Annotated in this window: 14 protein-coding genes; 7 read left to right on the plus strand and 7 right to left on the minus strand. The window is 71.1% G+C overall.

Annotation, left to right across the window (positions count from 1 at the left end):
• The first annotated feature begins 73 nt into the window (after positions 1 to 73).
• Together ACQEV1_RS06840 and ACQEV1_RS06845 are read left to right on the plus strand one after the other, a co-directional pair.
• Positions 74 to 2,581 (plus strand): ATP-dependent Clp protease ATP-binding subunit, encoded by a 2,508-nt coding sequence (locus tag ACQEV1_RS06840; RefSeq protein ID WP_285578316.1) that lies wholly within the window; start codon positions 74 to 76, stop codon positions 2,579 to 2,581.
• A gap of 168 nt (positions 2,582 to 2,749) precedes the next feature.
• Entirely contained in the window at positions 2,750 to 3,466 is a 717-nt protein-coding gene (locus ACQEV1_RS06845) for a DUF2306 domain-containing protein (RefSeq protein WP_433392394.1), read from the plus strand.
• Here ACQEV1_RS06845 and ACQEV1_RS06850 read toward each other — a convergent pair.
• On the minus strand, positions 3,459 to 4,334 hold the full coding sequence (locus ACQEV1_RS06850) for an A/G-specific adenine glycosylase (protein WP_433392396.1): 876 nt from the start codon (positions 4,332 to 4,334) through the stop codon (positions 3,459 to 3,461). The two genes, ACQEV1_RS06845 and ACQEV1_RS06850, sit on opposite strands and share 8 nt — an antisense overlap.
• Before the next feature lie 66 nt (positions 4,335 to 4,400).
• Here ACQEV1_RS06850 and ACQEV1_RS06855 point away from each other — a divergent pair, with 66 nt between their 5' ends.
• The gene (locus ACQEV1_RS06855) at positions 4,401 to 5,072 is read left to right on the plus strand and encodes a hypothetical protein (protein ID WP_433392398.1); all 672 of its coding nucleotides are present in this window, start codon (positions 4,401 to 4,403) and stop codon (positions 5,070 to 5,072) included.
• A gap of 31 nt (positions 5,073 to 5,103) precedes the next feature.
• Here the strand turns inward: ACQEV1_RS06855 and ACQEV1_RS06860 are convergent, their stop codons facing one another.
• The 3 genes from ACQEV1_RS06860 to radA all read right to left on the minus strand — a co-directional run bounded on the left by ACQEV1_RS06860 (position 5,104) and on the right by radA (position 8,442).
• Positions 5,104 to 5,685, minus strand: coding sequence for a hemerythrin domain-containing protein (locus tag ACQEV1_RS06860; RefSeq protein ID WP_285631896.1), 582 nt, complete (start codon positions 5,683 to 5,685; stop codon positions 5,104 to 5,106).
• A gap of 185 nt (positions 5,686 to 5,870) precedes the next feature.
• On the minus strand, positions 5,871 to 6,953 hold the full coding sequence (disA, locus tag ACQEV1_RS06865; RefSeq protein WP_285631898.1) for a DNA integrity scanning diadenylate cyclase DisA: 1,083 nt from the start codon (positions 6,951 to 6,953) through the stop codon (positions 5,871 to 5,873).
• 91 nt (positions 6,954 to 7,044) lie between these two features.
• Positions 7,045 to 8,442, minus strand: coding sequence for a DNA repair protein RadA (gene radA, locus ACQEV1_RS06870; RefSeq protein ID WP_285631899.1), 1,398 nt, complete (start codon positions 8,440 to 8,442; stop codon positions 7,045 to 7,047).
• Positions 8,443 to 8,549: 107 nt separating this feature from the next.
• On the opposite strand from radA, the gene ACQEV1_RS06875 reads away from it, so the two are divergent.
• Positions 8,550 to 9,443 carry an SGNH/GDSL hydrolase family protein gene (locus tag ACQEV1_RS06875; protein ID WP_433392401.1) on the plus strand — a complete coding sequence of 298 codons (894 nt, stop codon included), beginning with the start codon at positions 8,550 to 8,552 and terminating at the stop codon, positions 9,441 to 9,443.
• On the opposite strand, the gene ACQEV1_RS06880 is transcribed toward ACQEV1_RS06875, so the two are convergent.
• Positions 9,444 to 9,923, minus strand: coding sequence for a YbhB/YbcL family Raf kinase inhibitor-like protein (locus ACQEV1_RS06880; RefSeq protein ID WP_285631902.1), 480 nt, complete (start codon positions 9,921 to 9,923; stop codon positions 9,444 to 9,446). It abuts the gene before it with no gap.
• 72 nt (positions 9,924 to 9,995) lie between these two features.
• Here ACQEV1_RS06880 and ACQEV1_RS06885 point away from each other — a divergent pair, with 72 nt between their 5' ends.
• Positions 9,996 to 10,403 carry a MarR family winged helix-turn-helix transcriptional regulator gene (locus tag ACQEV1_RS06885; RefSeq protein WP_285578326.1) on the plus strand — a complete coding sequence of 136 codons (408 nt, stop codon included), beginning with the start codon at positions 9,996 to 9,998 and terminating at the stop codon, positions 10,401 to 10,403.
• Positions 10,404 to 10,415: 12 nt separating this feature from the next.
• Here ACQEV1_RS06885 and ACQEV1_RS06890 read toward each other — a convergent pair whose 3' ends face one another.
• Complete coding sequence (locus tag ACQEV1_RS06890; RefSeq protein WP_433405851.1) at positions 10,416 to 11,003, minus strand: class I SAM-dependent methyltransferase; 588 nt, start codon at positions 11,001 to 11,003, stop codon at positions 10,416 to 10,418.
• Positions 11,004 to 11,176: 173 nt separating this feature from the next.
• On the opposite strand from ACQEV1_RS06890, the gene ACQEV1_RS06895 reads away from it, so the two are divergent.
• Complete coding sequence (locus ACQEV1_RS06895) at positions 11,177 to 12,034, plus strand: sugar phosphate isomerase/epimerase family protein (RefSeq protein WP_285631909.1); 858 nt, start codon at positions 11,177 to 11,179, stop codon at positions 12,032 to 12,034.
• Between the two features lie 77 nt (positions 12,035 to 12,111).
• Entirely contained in the window at positions 12,112 to 13,038 is a 927-nt protein-coding gene (locus ACQEV1_RS06900) for a proline dehydrogenase family protein (RefSeq protein WP_433392404.1), read from the plus strand.
• A 47-nt stretch (positions 13,039 to 13,085) separates the two neighbouring features.
• On the opposite strand, the gene ACQEV1_RS06905 is transcribed toward ACQEV1_RS06900, so the two are convergent.
• A complete protein-coding gene (locus ACQEV1_RS06905; protein ID WP_433392406.1) occupies positions 13,086 to 16,352 on the minus strand; it encodes a S8 family peptidase in 3,267 nt (1,088 codons plus the stop codon).
• Positions 16,353 to 16,427: the final 75 nt, after the last annotated feature.

The following is a 16,427-nucleotide window of genomic DNA, read 5'->3' on the forward strand; positions in this document are numbered from 1 at the left end:
GGCGGGCTAGCATGCGGAAGGACAGAGTCGGACATTCCGGCTACTGCCCAACCGCTCTGTGAGGAGCGACGAGATGTTCGAGAGGTTTACGGACCGCGCGCGGCGGGTTGTCGTCCTGGCTCAGGAAGAGGCCAGGATGCTCAACCACAACTACATCGGCACCGAGCACATCCTCTTGGGCCTCATCCACGAGGGCGAGGGTGTTGCCGCCAAGGCTCTGGAGAGCCTGGGCATCAGCCTCGAAGCCGTGCGCCAGCAGGTCGAGGAGATCATCGGCCAGGGGCAGCAGGCACCTTCGGGACACATCCCGTTCACTCCGCGGGCGAAGAAGGTCCTTGAGCTCTCGCTGCGTGAGGCGCTTCAGCTCGGCCACAACTACATCGGGACCGAGCACATCCTGCTCGGCCTGATCCGTGAGGGCGAGGGTGTGGCCGCCCAGGTTCTGGTGAAGCTGGGTGCCGATCTGAACCGCGTGCGGCAGCAGGTGATCCAGTTGCTGCACGGATACCAGGGCAAGGAACCCGCCTCCTCGGGCGGGCCCTCAGAGGCGGCTCCGTCGACCTCTCTTGTGCTGGACCAGTTCGGCCGCAACCTGACGCAGGCCGCGCGTGAAGGCAAGCTCGACCCGGTCATCGGGCGCGAGAAAGAGATCGAGCGGGTCATGCAGGTGCTGTCCCGCCGTACCAAGAACAACCCGGTCCTGATCGGTGAGCCCGGCGTCGGTAAGACGGCGGTCGTCGAGGGGCTGTCCCAGAAGATCGTCAAGGGGGAGGTCCCCGAGACGCTGAAGGACAAGCAGCTCTACACCCTCGACCTGGGCGCGCTGGTGGCCGGTTCCCGCTACCGCGGTGACTTCGAGGAGCGCCTGAAGAAGGTGCTCAAGGAGATCCGCACCCGCGGCGACATCATCCTGTTCATCGACGAGCTGCACACGCTGGTCGGTGCGGGTGCCGCCGAGGGCGCGATCGACGCCGCCAGCATCCTCAAGCCGATGCTGGCCCGCGGTGAGCTGCAGACCATCGGCGCGACGACGCTCGACGAATACCGCAAGTACCTGGAGAAGGACGCCGCGCTCGAGCGCCGCTTCCAGCCGATCCAGGTCGCCGAACCGTCGCTCAGCCACACGATCGAGATCCTCAAGGGCCTGCGCGACCGCTACGAGGCCCACCACCGCGTCTCGATCACCGACGGTGCGCTGGTGGCCGCGGCCCAGCTGGCCGACCGCTACATCAGCGACCGGTTCCTGCCGGACAAGGCGATCGACCTCATCGACGAGGCCGGCTCGCGCATGCGCATCCGCCGCATGACCGCGCCGCCGGACCTGCGCGAGTACGACGAGAAGATCGCCGACGTGCGACGCGACAAGGAGTCCGCGATCGACGCGCAGGACTTCGAGAAGGCCGCCGCGCTGCGCGACCGGGAGAAGCAGCTTCTCCAGGCCAAGGCGCAGCGGGAGAAGGAATGGAAGGCCGGCGACATGGACGTCGTCGCCGAGGTCACCGAGGAGCTGATCGCGGAGGTTCTCGCGACGGCGACCGGCATTCCGGTCTTCAAGCTCACCGAGGAGGAGAGCGCTCGCCTGCTCCGCATGGAGGACGAGCTCCACAGGCGGGTCATCGGCCAGAACGACGCCATCAAGGCGCTGTCCCAGTCGATCCGCCGCACGCGCGCGGGTCTGAAGGACCCCAAGCGCCCGGGTGGTTCGTTCATCTTCGCGGGCCCGTCGGGTGTCGGTAAGACCGAGCTGTCCAAGACGCTCGCCGAGTTCCTGTTCGGCGACGAGGACGCGCTGATCCAGCTGGACATGTCCGAGTTCATGGAGAAGCACACGGTCTCGCGGCTGTTCGGCTCTCCGCCCGGATACGTCGGCTACGAAGAGGGCGGCCAGCTGACCGAGAAGGTCCGCCGCAAGCCGTTCTCCGTCGTCCTGTTCGACGAGATCGAGAAGGCCCACCCCGACATCTTCAACTCGCTGTTGCAGATCCTGGAGGACGGGCGCCTCACCGACGCCCAGGGCCGCGTGGTCGACTTCAAGAACACGGTCGTGATCATGACGACCAACCTCGGCACGCGCGACATCTCCAAGGGCCTGTCGGTCGGCTTCGCACGGGAGAACGACGAGCAGGGCTCGTACGACCGGATGAAGGCGAAGGTCAACGAGGAGCTCAAGCAGCACTTCCGGCCGGAGTTCCTCAACCGCGTCGACGACACGGTCGTCTTCCACCAGCTCACGCCGAAGGAGATCATCCAGATCGTCGATCTGATGATCGCCAAGGTCGACGAGCGGCTCAAGGACCGCGACATGGGCATCGAGCTGCGCCAGGAGGCCAAGGACCTGCTGGCCGAGCGCGGCTACGACCCGGTCCTGGGCGCCCGGCCGCTGCGCCGCACCATCCAGCGGGAGATCGAGGACAACCTGTCCGAGAAGATCCTGTACGGCGAGCTGCGCGCGGGCGAGATCGTCATGGTGGGTGTCGAGGGCACCGGCGAGACGGCGAAGTTCACCTTCACCGGCGAGCCCAAGCCCGAGCCCGCCGTCCCGGCCTCCGCCGGCGCCGCCGAGCCGGTCAACCACCCGTAACCGCACGACCTGACCAAGACCCGCGTCCCGCTGAGGGGCGCGGGTCTTGTGCGTCATGGGGACAGGTGTCGCCAGTACCACCCCCGATCCGGGGTCCAGGCCCAGGGACTCTCGCACGCATCCTTGCGAGGGTTTTGACGGAGCCCAGACCATCGGAGAGGAGATCCCATGACGACGACGGTGGTTCCGCCGGCGAAGGCGACGCGAGGGCCGGAGCGGCGCCGGCGCGGCCGTACATGGCCGTTGGTCCTGCTCGCCGTGCTGTGCGTGGCGCCTCTGGTGTACCTGCTGACCGCCTACGTCCCGCCGGAGATGAGCCGCAGCCGGGTGCCGGAGACCGACACCTTCGCCTACGTCCTGCTCGTCGCGCACATTTTCACCGCGTCGGTGGCCCTCATCGCGGGCCCGCTGCAGTTCTGGCCGTGGCTGCGGCGGCGCGGTAAGGCGCACCGCTGGATCGGGCGCGCCTACCTGTTCGCCGGCGTGTTCCCCAGCGCGGTGCTCAGCATTCCCGTCTCGGTACAGACCTCCACGTTCGGGGTGAGCAGCCAGCTGGCGACCGGGGTCTTCTCGGTCGTGTGGTTCGGCACCGCCTACGCGGCCTATCGCGCCGCCCGCCGGCGCCGGTACGCCGACCACCGGCAGTGGATGATCCGTAACTTCGCGCTGACCTTCGGCAAGGTCACCAACACGCTGCTCCAGGTGCCGGTCTACCTCCTCGTCGCGGCGCAGGACGGCGCGCTCGGACGCGGTGACGACACGACTCTGATCACGCACGACATCGCCGGCACGACCTCGTGGCTCGCGTTCGTGCTCAACCTGCTGATCGCGGAGTGGTACCTCCAGCGCCGCTACGGTTCCCTGCGCGCCTCGCGCGTCAGCTAGGCAGGGCGTAGCGGCCGTCGTCGAGTGGGTCGACCAGGCCGTCCTCGATGAGGGCGGCCAGGGAGCGCTCGCGCTGGAGCGCGTCGGGCCACACGTCGTCCAGGGCGGCCTTCTCCACCGGGCCGTCGGCGTGGCGCAGGACGTCGAGGAGGCGGCCCCGGCACTGGCGGTCGGTGCCCGCGTACGTCTGGCCCCTGCGCGGCGGGCCGTCGTACGGGGGCTTGCCGGCCAGGCGCCATTCACACTCCGCCACCAGCGGGCAGTCGGCGCAGCGCGGCGACCGGGCCGTGCACACCAGGGCACCGAGCTCCATGATCGCCACGGACCACCGGGCGGCCACCGGCGGGTCCTCCGGCAGCAGGGACTCCGCGACGCGCACCTCGGCGGTCGTCTGGGTCTTCGGCGGGTACTCCACCCCGGTGACCACGCGGGCCAGCACGCGCCGGACGTTGGTGTCCAGCACGGCGTGCCTCCTGCGGTACGCGAAGCTGGCGACGGCCGCGGCCGTGTACGCGCCGACGCCCGGCAGGGCGCGCAGTTCGTCGTAGTCGGCCGGGACCACGCCGTCGTGCCGCTCGGTGATGGCGCGGGCGCTCGCGTGCAGGTTGAGCGCGCGGCGCGGATAGCCGAGGCGGCCCCAGGCCCGTACGGCCTCGCCGGGCGGCTCCTTGGCGAGGTCGGCCGGGGTGGGCCAGCGGGTGAGCCACGCCTCGTACGCGGGCAGCACGCGGACGACCGGGGTCTGCTGGAGCATGATCTCGCTGACGAGTACGGCCCACGGCGAGGCGTCGGGACGGCGCCACGGCAGATCCCGGGCATGCTCGGCGTACCAGGTCAGAACGGGTTCGGCGTATCTGGGTTCATGCATGACGCAATCGATCCTGGCACGGCGGGTCGCGACAACTCGCCATGATCGAAAAAGCATACTGAGCGTATGGAGTCAGACGCGGACCGTACGCGATATCTGGACCCGGATGTCGAGGACGACCCGGACGACACGGAGGCGTACTGGCGCCGGCGCGTGTACGTCCTGGCGGGCGGGATCACTCTGATCGCCCTGGTGGCGTGGGCCTGCTCCGGCTCGGCGCACAAACGGTCGACGGCGCAGGTGCGCAACGCCGCCGCCACCGAGAGCCCGACGCCGACCCCGTCCGCCGCGGCCCCGAAGCCGACCGCCACCGTGACCGTCACCGCGTCCCCGACCGCGCTGCCGTCGGCGCCCAGACGCGCCGGTGACACCTGTGCCCCGCGTGACGTCGTGGTGGGCGTGACTCCGGCGGGCACGGTGTTCAAGGGCCGGCAACACCCGAGGTTCGGCCTGAGCGTGGTCAACACGGGCCGCCGCGCGTGCACGTTCGACGTCGGCCCGAAGGCCCTGCTGATCCGCATCTCGTCCGGCTCGGACCGGGTGTGGTCCTCGGACCGGTGCGTGTCCGGCGCGGGCGCGAACATCCAGATGCTCCGGCGCGGCGTCCCGTACCTGGCGACCCTCGACTGGGACCGCCGCCGCTGCAACAGCGACGCACACGCCGCTCCGGGCACGTACGTCATCGCCGTGGGGGCGCCCGGTATCAAGACCCACCGGGAGGTCTTCCGTCTCGCCTGAGGCGGTCTCCGCGCCGCGCAGGCCGTCGTGCTCACGCCGGTAGCGACAGGTGCGGCGTGACGTCTCGCGGTGATACGTGCGGCGCGGCGCAAATAGGGAGACCGGGCTCCCAGCGGTGCAGGACCAGGCCGTGGAACCGGATGACACGCCCGGCATCGCAGGTCCTCTCGACCACCGCGGCGTCGCTGAACGCCCGGAACATGGTCCCGAGGTCGGTCAGCAGCCGCCTGTCGGCGTGCCGGGCCAGCCGGGGGAACACCTCCAGCTCCTCATGAAGGATCGCCTGACGCGTCACCACGACGAGCCGGGTGATCAGTGCGTCGAACGCGGGGCTGTCCGGTCTGGTCACGCTGAGGTCGGCCAGCAGCCGTTCCATCCGGGCGTCGATGTCGGCGTGCTCGGCCGAGCCGACCACCCATTCGGGCACGACCTCGCGGACCAGCGGATACAGGTACAGCTCCTCGGCGACCACATGCCGCATCACCTCGGCGGTCATCTCGTCGACGAGCCCGTCGCGCGCCGGGCCACGGGCCGTCAGCCGCACGAGCAGATCCCCGAGACGACGGTGATCACGCGTGATCACACTGATCAACGAGCTGTCATCACCGTCCATCGGACACCTCTGACACCTTGCCCTCCGCGTGACCTCTGTGGGCACGCCCGAGCCGGTACGGACCCCCTCCCAGAATCGCGCGGCGGCGGACGCCGGACCATCGCGTTAGGTCACTTCCGGGATGGACCTGCGGCGGTTTCGACGGGGACCGAAGGTCCCGGCCGCGCGCCGGGGCGGCGGAGCGGTCAGACGTAGCGTTCGAGGATGGAGGACTCGGCCAGGCGGGACAGGCCCTCGCGGACGCTGCGGGCGCGGGCCTCGTCCACGCCGCCGACCGACTGCAGGTCGTCGATGCCCGCGGCCAGGAGCTTCTGCAGGCCGCCGAAGTGCTCCACCAGGCGCTCGACGACCAGGCTCGGCATGCGGGGGACCTTGGCCAGGAGGCGGTAGCCCTTGGGGCTCACCGGGATGTCCAGCGGGTCGTTGCCGGAGAACGCCAGAACGTCCGCGACCGTCGTCAGGTCGAGGAGCTCGCTGGCCGACAGGCGGTTGAGGGACTCCAGGACGTCGGCGACCCGGCGGGGACCGCGGCCCTGGGGCTGGTAGTCGCGGACGATGAGCTCGCGGTCGGCGTCGACGCCGGAGACCAGCTCGTCGAGCTGGAGCGACAGCAGGCGGCCGTCGGTGCCCAGCTCGACGACGTAGCCGTTGATCTCGTCGGCGATGCGGCGGACCATCTCCAGGCGCTGCACGACGGCGCTCACGTCGCGGACGGTGACGAGGTCCTCGATCTCCAGGGCGGACAGCGTGCCGGCGACCTCGTCGAGGCGCAGCTTGTAGCGTTCGAGCGTCGCGAGCGCCTGGTTGGCCCGCGACAGGATGGCCGCCGAGTCCTCCAGGACATAGCGCTGGCCGTCGAGATAAAGCGCGATTATGCGCATGGACTGGCTGACCGACAGCACCGGGAAGCCGGTCTGCTTCGCCACCCGCTCGGCGGTGCGGTGGCGGGTGCCCGACTCCTCGGTCGGGATGGTCGGGTCGGGCATCAGGTGGACGCCGGCGCGGACGATGCGCGTGCAGGTGCTGTCGATGACGATCGCACCGTCCATCTTCGCCAACTCGCGCAGACGCGTCGAGGAGAACTCCACGTCGAGCTGGAAACCGCCCGTGCAGAGGCCGGCGACGATCTTGTCGTACCCGAGAACGATCAGACCGCCGGTGTGGCCGCGCAGGATGCGTTCGAGCCCGTCGCGGAGTTGGGTCCCCGGCGCGACGGCGGCAAGGGTTGCGCGCCGACGCTCGTCTTTACCCTTGTCATGTGCTGGCACGTGACCCCCGGAGGTCGCTGGACGGCGGTCAGTTTATCGGTGAACGCGCCCGGCAGGCTCCTCCGCTCGGCCCAAAATGGAGGGCCGATGGTCATGCTTGCGGACCACCCGCGGCGAACGCGATGTCCAACGCGGACCAGACGGCGTCCGTTTCCACCACTTGCATACCCTCATCGGTGACGATCGTGCCACTCGACCGTGTGGTGGGGTCCAGCGAGCCCGCGGGCACGACGGCGCGCCGGTAGCCGAGCCGCGCGGCCTCCGACAGCCGGCGCTTGGCCGCCTGCACCCCACGCACCTCGCCGGCCAGCCCGACCTCGCCGAACGCCACCAGATCGGCGGGCAGCGTCAGGTCGTTGGCGGCGCCCGTGACGGCCAGCGCCACCGCGAGGTCGACCGACGGCTCGCCCAGGCGCACGCCGCCGACCGTCGCGGCGTACACGTCGCGGTCGTGCAACTTGACGCCGCACCGTCGCTGGAGCACCGCCAGCATCATCGCCACCCGTGAGGAGTCGAGGCCGGAGGTCATCCGCCGGGGGTTGGCCAGCGGCGAGGGCGCGACCAGCGACTGGACCTCGGCGACGAGCGGCCGCCGGCCCTCGAGCGTGACGGTGACGCAGGTGCCGGGCGCCGGCTTCTCCTGCCGGGTGAGGAACAGGCCGCTCGGGTCGGGCAGCCCCACGATGCCCATCTCCGACAGGTCGAAGCAGCCCAGCTCGTCGGTCGGGCCGTAGCGGTTCTTCACCGCGCGGATCATGCGCAGGCGGCTGTGCCGGTCGCCCTCGAAGTAGAGGACCACGTCGACCAGGTGCTCGAGGACCCGAGGGCCGGCGATCGAGCCGTCCTTGGTCACGTGGCCGACGACGACCGTGGTGATGCCGCGTTCCTTCGCGACGCGGATGAGGTTCGCCGCGACCTCGCGCACCTGGCTCACCCCACCCGGCGCGCCGTCGATCTCGGCCGAGCCGATCGTCTGGATCGAGTCGACGACGAGCAGCTCGGGCGCCACGGAGTCGACCTGCCCGAGCACGGCCGACAGGTCGGTCTCGGCGGCGATGTAGAGCTTGGCGGCGATGGCCCCGACCCGGTCGGCGCGCAGGCGCACCTGCTCGGCGGACTCCTCGCCGGTGACGTAGAGGACCGGACCGCGTGCGGCGTGCAGGGCCGCGACCTCCAGGAGCAGCGTCGACTTGCCGATGCCCGGCTCGCCGGCGAGCAGCATCACCGCGCCGGGCACCAGGCCGCCACCCAGGACCCGGTCGAGCTCGTCCAGCCCGGTCGCGGTCGTCTGCGCGGCCTGGACGTCGACCTCGCCGATCGGCCGTGCGGGGGAGCTCACCGGCCCGGCCGTGACGACCCGCGCGGGCTTGGCCGCGCCCGCGACGTCGACGGTGCCCCATGCCTGGCATTCGCCGCAGCGGCCGACCCACTTGGAGGTCTGCCAGCCGCACTCGGCACAGCGGTACGCCTGTTTCACGGTCTTCGCCATGGGGCCGACTGTACGCAGGGGCGCCGACAGTTCCGCGTGACGGTCGTTACGGAGGGTAAGAATGTGACGACGGAGGATCGCGACGATCGGGGTACTGGGAGGCACGGATGCGCAGGTGGTCCGCGCTCGCGGCGGTTCTCGCGCCGCTGGTCACGATGACGGCGGTCCCCGCCGCCCACGCCGCCCGGCGTCCCACCGCGGCGGCGCTGGTCACCGGCGGGCGGTACGTCGCGATGGGCGACTCGTTCACGGCCGGGCCGATGATCCCGCGACAGCACGGAAAGCCGTTCGCCTGCCTGCGCTCGGACCACAACTATCCCTCGCTGCTCGCCCGCGCGCTCAAAGCCGGGGAGTTCGCCGACGTCAGCTGCACCGCCGCCACCATCACCGATCTGTTCCAGCCGCAGCACGTCCTGTTCGGCGAGAACCCCGCGCAGCTCTCCGCGGTCACCCCCGACACCGCACTGGTCACGGTCGGCATCGGCGGAAACGACATCGGGTTCAGCCGGACCTTCTACACGTGCGCCGGGCTGAGCATCACCGCGCCCAAGGGCGCGCCCTGCATGAAGCACTTCGGCACCACGCTCACCGACCGCGTGGCCGCCGCCGCACCGAGGATCGCCACGGTGATCGGCACCATCCACGCGCGTGCGCCGCACGCGGTCGTGGTCGTGGTCGGCTACCTGCGCATCCTGCCCTCCGACACCGGGTGCTGGCCGTCGGTGCCGGCGGCCGCCGGTGACGTGCCTTACCTCGACCGGGTCGAACGCTCGCTCAACCACATGCTGGCCGAGGAGGCGCGGCGGGGCGGCGCGCTGTTCGTCGACGACTATCGCGGCGGCACCGGCCACGACATGTGCGCCCGCGCGCGTCGCTGGGTCGAGCCGATCCTGATCAGCCACGCGGCCGCGCCGATCCACCCGAACGCCATCGGCATGCGCGTGGTGGCCGACCGCGTCCTGGCCACCCTCGCCGCCGCCAGAGCCGCCGCCGACCGTTAGCTAGGGCCGGCTGGTGCCGACGATGAGGGCGCGGCCCAGAGTGTGCGGGATCATCGCGATGTTCAGCATCGCCAGGCTCGCGTCCGGCGGGAGGTCGAGCGTCTCGACGCCGAGCGCGGTCGCGCAGACGAACATCCGGTGCGTCCCGGTGCCCGGCGGCGGCTTCGCGCCGGTGTAGGCCCGCACGCCCAGGTCGTTGGCCAGTGTCACGCCCAGGTCGGCGGCGCCGTGGGGGAGACCGCCGGCGGTCGCCGGGATGTCCTTCACCGCCCAGTGCCACAGGCCGCCGGGGATCGGGGCGTCGGCGTCGAACGCCGTGACGACCAGGCTCTTCGTGGCCTCCGGCAGCGGTCCCCAGGACAGTGCGGGCGATTCGTTCGCCGGCTGGTAGGCCGACGGCGGCAGCGGCCCGCCGTCGTCGAAGTCTTCGCTGGCGATCGGGAAGGACGGGGCCGGGAACGCGAGCGCGTAGGGGTTCAAGATCTTCTCCTCTCAAGAAATACAGCGACGCTGTACATTCAAAGAGTACAGCGATGCTGTATATCTCTGTCCATGGACGAGGATCTGGCCGAAGAGCTGCGCGCGGCCATCGGTGACTTCGTGCGTCGCGTACGCCTGCACGACCGCATGCCCCGCGGTCAGGCGGCGGTGCTGGGCCACCTGGACCGTACGGGGCCACTGTCGATCGCGGACCTGGCCCGACGGGAGCACGTCAAGCACCAGACCATGACGCGGACGGTCCATCTGCTGCACGATCGGGCGCTCGTCATGCTGAGCCCGGACGAGCAGGACCGGCGGCGGCAGGTCGTGACGATCACGGAGTCCGGCCGGCGGACCCTGGACGACGAACGCCGCCACCGGGCGTCCGGCATCGCGCGGGCGATCCGTGACGACCTGGACGACGACGAGCGAGAGGTCGTCCGCCGCATCCCGGAGATCCTCGCCAAGCTGCGGCCGTGAACTCCCGAACCCTCAGTACCGCCGCCACCACAGGTTGACGGCGTAGTCCACCTCGCACCCCGGAACCTCGGCGAGGAACGCCGTCGCCAGGTCCGCCGGGAACTCGATCCGCAGCACCGCCTCCAGCGCGGCGCGGTCGGCGAACCGCCAGCTCATGTCGACCGGCGTACGGGAGAAGCCGTGCCGGCTCCAGAACCGCTCCACGGCGACCGGATCGTACGACGGCAGCCACCGCCGGAACCACGAGCCGAACGTCGATCGCGTGGCGTCGTTGTCGATCACGAACGCCGCGCCGCCGCGGCGCATGACCCGGTCCAGCTCGGTCAGCCCCGGCTCGCAGCCCGGGCCGAAGAAGTACGCCCAGCGGGCGTGGGCGACGTCCACGGAGGCGGGCGGCACCGGCAGCGCCTGCGCGGCCCCGACGCGTACGGCCACTCCCGGAGTGTCCGCGACACGCCGTCGCGCCGCCGCCGCGAGGGCCTCGTGCGGCTCGACGCCCAGCACCTTCGCGGCCGTACGGGCGAAGCGCGGCAGGTGGAAACCTGTGCCGCAGCCGATGTCCAGCACGGTGGCGCCGTCCCAGGTGCGGACGGCGCGCATGGCCTCTTCGATCCGGCCGTCCGGGTCGGCCGCGAGATTCTCCAGCTCGTACACCCGCGGGGCGTTCCAGATGTTCGGACTGGCTATGGCTCCGGCAGCGATCACTATTCCACGGTAAACGCGTGGGGGATCCCACAACGTTTCGGGCCGAGGAACGCATAGGCTTGCCGATTGTGGATGAAGTCCTCCAGGTTCCCGACGCGCCGATCGTGCTGTCGACGGCCTCCGTCTACCCGGAGAAGACGCCCGCCGCGTTCGAGATCGCCGCGCAACTCGGATACGACGGGCTCGAGGTCATGGTGACAACCGACCCGGCGAGCCAGGACATCGACGTTCTCCGCAGGTTGTCGGACTACCACCAGATCCCCATCCTCTCGGTGCACGCGCCCTGCCTGCTGCTCACCCAGCGGGTCTGGGGCCGCGAGCCGTGGGGCAAGCTGATGCGCTCCAAGGACGCCGCCGAGAAGCTCGGCGCGCGGGTGGTCGTGGTGCATCCGCCGTTCCGCTGGCAGCGGGAGTACGCACGGGAGTTCGAGCAGGGGCTGGCGCGCATGCAGGAGGAGACCGACGTGGTCTTCTCGGTGGAGAACATGTTCCCCGTACGCGCGCGGACGACCGAGGTCGGCATGTACGCCCCTCACTGGAACCCGGTCGACCAGCCCTACCCCAACGTCACCATCGACCTGTCGCACACCGCCGTGTCCGGCTCGGACCCGCTGGAGATGGCCGAGGCGCTCGGCGACCGGCTCGCCCACCTGCACCTGGCGGACGGCATCGGCGTCGTCAACCGCGACGAGCACCTCGTGCCCGGCCGCGGCAACCAGCCGGCCGCCGAGATGCTCGAACGCCTCGCCGCGCAGCGCTACACCGGCCAGGTGGTCGTCGAGATCAACACCCGCCGCGCGGCCGGCCGCGATCAGCGGATCGACGATCTGGCCGAGTCCCTCGCCTTCACCCGTCTGCACCTGGCCGCGGCCCGCCCGGCCGGCGCCTGGCAGGTCAACTCCGAGGGTGAGGTATCACCCTCCTGAGCGGGTCCTCTCCGCTGAAGGGTGGCTTAACCTTGGGAACGATCGGGACAGCGTAGTCCCGTGCGAGAGGGGGAAGGTTGCTCCGCCAGGTCCTCTTGGCCGCCTCGCGCAGCGGCGGCGTACGCCGGCTCGTCGAGACCGCGCCGTACACCAGAAGTGTTGTGAAGAGGTTCGTCGCGGGTGAGTCCGCGGCCGATGCCCTCGCCGTCACCGACCGGCTCATCTCCGACGGGCTGCTCATCACCTTCGACCATCTCGGCGAGGACACGGTGGAGACCGCCCAGGCCGAGACCATCACCGCCCGGTACGAGGAACTGCTCGGCTGGCTCGCCGCGAACGGCACCGGCACGCGAGCCGAGGTCTCGGTGAAGCTCACCGCGCTCGGCCAGCTCCTCGACGACGGGGAGAAGATCGCGCTGGAGAACGCCCGGCGGATCTGCGCCGCCGCACGCGACGCCGGGACGACGGTCACGCTCGACATGGAGGACCACACGACGGTCGACTCCACACTGCGCGTGCTGGCCGAGTTGCGCGAGGAGTACCCCACCACCGGCGCGGTGATCCAGGCCTATCTGCGCCGGGCCGAGGAGTACTGCGCGACGCTCGCCGACGAGGGTTCGCGGGTGCGGCTGTGCAAGGGCGCCTACAACGCGCCCGACTCGGTCGCCTTCACCGCCCGCGACGAGATCGACAAGTCCTACGTGCGCTGCATGAAGGTGCTGATGGGCGGGCGCGGGTACCCGATGCTCGCCACGCACGACCCGCGCCTGATCGAGATCGGCGGCTCGCTGGCCGGGCTGCACGGCCGCGAGCCCGGCAGCTTCGAGTACCAGATGCTGTACGGCATCCGGCCGAACGAGCAGCTGCGGCTCGCGCGCGAGGGCGCCCAGGTGCGGGTCTACGTCCCGTACGGCGAGGAGTGGTACGGCTACCTGATGCGCCGCCTGGCCGAGCGCCCCGCCAACCTGGGCTTCTTCCTGAGGTCGCTCGCCTCCAAGTCCTGACCGCGGACGTGCCGCCCCCGACCGGGGGCGGCACGCTCACGTGAAGGTCAGGCGCCGAAGTAGGCGCGGAGGATGGTCTGGTCGATGGCGCCGCCGCCCGCGTCGGTGGCCCGGACGCGCAGCGAGACGGCCTGGCCCTTGCCCGCGTGCGGGAGGGTGGCGGAGTACTTCCCGCCGGTTCCCGTCACGGGGGCGGGCTGCCAGGTGGCGCCGTCGTCGAGGGAGGTCCACAGCTTCAGGCCGGTGGCCTTGGCCGAGGCCGCTCCGGCGACGCGGGAGACGGTGAACGTCGCGGTGTCACCGTTCGGCCGGTTGAACAGGTCCAGCGGCAGCCGGTAGTCCACCAGCAGCAGCGGGAGCCGCTCCTCGACCGGCTTGGAGTGGAACGTCCACGTCGTCGAGGTCTTCGTCGAGACCGGCAGGGCCGCGGAGGCGTCGACGTCGTAGACCAGCCGGTACGTCCCGGCGGTGGCCGGCACGCTGAAGTTTCCGTACGACCGGTCGGTGGTGCCTTCGAGCGTGCCGCCCGCGTAAAGCTTCATGGTGCGCGAGCTGACGGAGTCCCACTCCGGCATGTCGGTCAGGCAGTCGAAGCCGTCGGTGAGGTCCTGCAGGTCCACCAGCTCGACGTGGATGTTCCCGCGGCTGCGGGTGCTCGCGCCCGGTGTGCAGCCGCTGGGTGACGTGCCCGTCGCGGAGTAGGGGCCCGGCCGGAACGGCTGGCGCACCCACTCGTTGGTCTGGGTGCTGCCCGGCGTGTACTTCCGTACCGGCAGCTCGGTAACCCAGAGTCCCTGGCCGAGGTTCGGCGGGGCCGCCTCCTCGGCCCACAGAAGGCCGGGTTCGGCGGACACGTAGTCCGTGCGCGTGGAACCGCCCGGCACCTGGCCGTCGCCCTCGGACACCAGGAAGCCGGCGGGATCGATGCCGTATCGAATCTCGCCGATCGGGTCCTTGGTGTCCCCGTTGATGGTGCCGAACCGCTGGTCGACCCGGGCGAGCGTCTTCGGGTCGACCTGGAAGTCCACCTTCGCCGGCACGCTGGGGCCGAGGTCGTGCAGGACGTCGTCGACGGTCTTGCCGCCGTCGGTCAGCCGGGTGAACGCGTACGCCCGGAGGGCACCGGTCCGCGCGGCGGCGATGGGGACGGTGTAGACGGCCGGAGAGCCGGCGAAGCTGAACACGGAGGTGGCCCAGGTGTCCTCGCCGAGGGTCCGCTCCACCTGCAGGCCCTGCGCCGAGTCCGGGTCGGGCGTCATGCCCGGCGCCGACACGCGGAGCGGCTCCGCGTGCGAGGCGTCGAGCGGGAGCGTCACGTCGCCGTCCACCGCCAGCTCGGCGTTCCCGGCGAGGACCGCGCGCTCCTTGCCCGCGGTCGTGTCGTCGATCTCACCGAGGACCACGTACCGCCCGGCGGGCACTGTGATCTTCGCGGTCCCGTCGGCGTCCAGCAGGACGCCGTCCGTGAACAGCGTGTAGTCGTCCAGGTCGGAGACGCTGACCCAGCCGGAGAAAGCACCGTCCGGGGTGTCCGGGAGTGCGGTCGCCCGCACCGTCAGCGTGTGGGTCTCCGGCTCGGCGAACGCGCCGACCGGCGTGCGCAGCGAGACGCCGTCCGCCTTCGCGGTCACCACGCCGCTGTAGGCGCCGGCGGTCGTGAGCCGCTTCGGGTCGAGGGACAGCGTGACGCCGGCCGACCCGCCGGCCGGCACGCTCACCGTGGCGGGCACGGAGAGGGCGGTGGCGGCCTGCCCGTGCGTGTCGGCGAGTGTCGCGGACAGCCGCAGCGTCACCGCGGTCTTTCCGGTGTTCGTCCAGGTGAGCTGCTTCGTGAGGGGCGTGGTCGAGCCGTGCGGGACCGACCCGAACGCCGCGGTCGCCTGGTCGCCGGTGACCGTCGAGGTGGCCGCCGCGCCGACGTCGAGATGCCCGCCGCCGACCTGGTAGACGGTGCCGCTCGTGGCGTCCGCGGTGGAGACGAGCGCGGCCTTCAGCCGGGCGGCGTCCCAGGACGGGTGCTTCTGCAGCAGCGCGGCGGCGGCGCCGGCGACGTGCGGGGTGGCCATCGAGGTGCCGTCGGCGGAGGTGTAGTTCGCGTCGATGACGTGGCCCATGGACGTGCCCGCGGCGCGGGCGGCGACGATGCCGACGCCGGGCGCCGCGATCTCCGGCTTCAGGACCTTGCCGCCCCGGCTGGAGAAGGAGGCGACCTGGTCCTGGCCGTCGACCGCGCCGACGGTGAGCGCCGATCCGGCGATGCCGGGCGTCTCGATGCTGTCCGGGGCCCCGTCGTTGCCGGCGGCCACGACGAACAGGGCGCCGTTCTTGGCGGTCAGGTCGTCCACGGCCTTGGCCATCGGGTCGTTGGCCGGATCGTCGGAGTAGCCGCCGAGGCTCATGCTGACGATCGGCGCGTTGGCCGCCGCCCACTCCATGCCGGCGATGATGCCGGACTCCTCGCCGAAGCCCTGGTCGTCCAGGACCTTGCCGATCAGCAGGTCGGCGTCGGGCGACACGCCGCGGCGCTCGCCGTCCGCGGCGGCCCCCGTGCCCGCGATCGTCGCCGCCACGTGGGTGCCGTGGCCGAAGTGGTCGACCGTGTCCGCGGCGTCGCTGAAGTTCTTCTGCTCGGCGATCCGGCCCTTCAGGTCGGGGTGGGTCGCGTCGACGCCGGTGTCGAGGACGGCGACCTTGACGCCCTTCCCGGTCGCGCCCGCCGCCCAGGCCGTGGGCGCGCCGATCTGGTCGAGGTTGTGGTCCAGCGCCTTGACACGGACCGTACGGTCCAGCCAGATGTGGCGTACGCCGGCCTGGATCGTCGCCTTCGGGGCGAGGGCCTGCTTCTTCGGCTGCCGTACCGCGACGGCGCCGATGCTCGACAGCGTCCGGCCCGCGGCCAGGGCCCGTATGCCGGAGCCGTTCTGCACGATCAGCGGCAGGTACGAGCGGTGCGCGTCGTCGTCACCGTCCTTGATCAGCGCGGTGACGTCGAACAGGGCCGGGTCGTACACCTTGCCGATCTTCGACGCGACGTCGAGCGGGACGACCCGCACGGTCCCGTCGGGCCGGATGTCCTTGCGGAAGAGCACCGAACGCCGTCCGGGCCCCGGATCCACGGACACGAGCGGCGGCCCGCCCGCCCGGGTGCGCAGGTGCACGACGTCTCCGGTCAGCAGGGTCACCGTGTACGAACGGCCGGTGGATGAGGACGCGGGCGGTGAGGCGGGGTGATCGTCGGCCTGCGCGGCGGCCGGTGCCCCGGCGAGTACCAGGCCCGTGAGAGCGAGGGCGAGACCTGCTCTGGGTCTTCTCATGCGTTGTCCATCTCATCGACGACAGCGGTCAAGGAGTATTGGCCGCGAAGCGGGTTTTCTTTCCCCTTGAATTCG

Origin of the sequence: Actinoallomurus sp. CA-142502 (assembly GCF_050936355.1) — a bacterium.
Lineage (GTDB): Bacteria > Actinomycetota > Actinomycetes > Streptosporangiales > Streptosporangiaceae > Actinoallomurus > Actinoallomurus iriomotensis.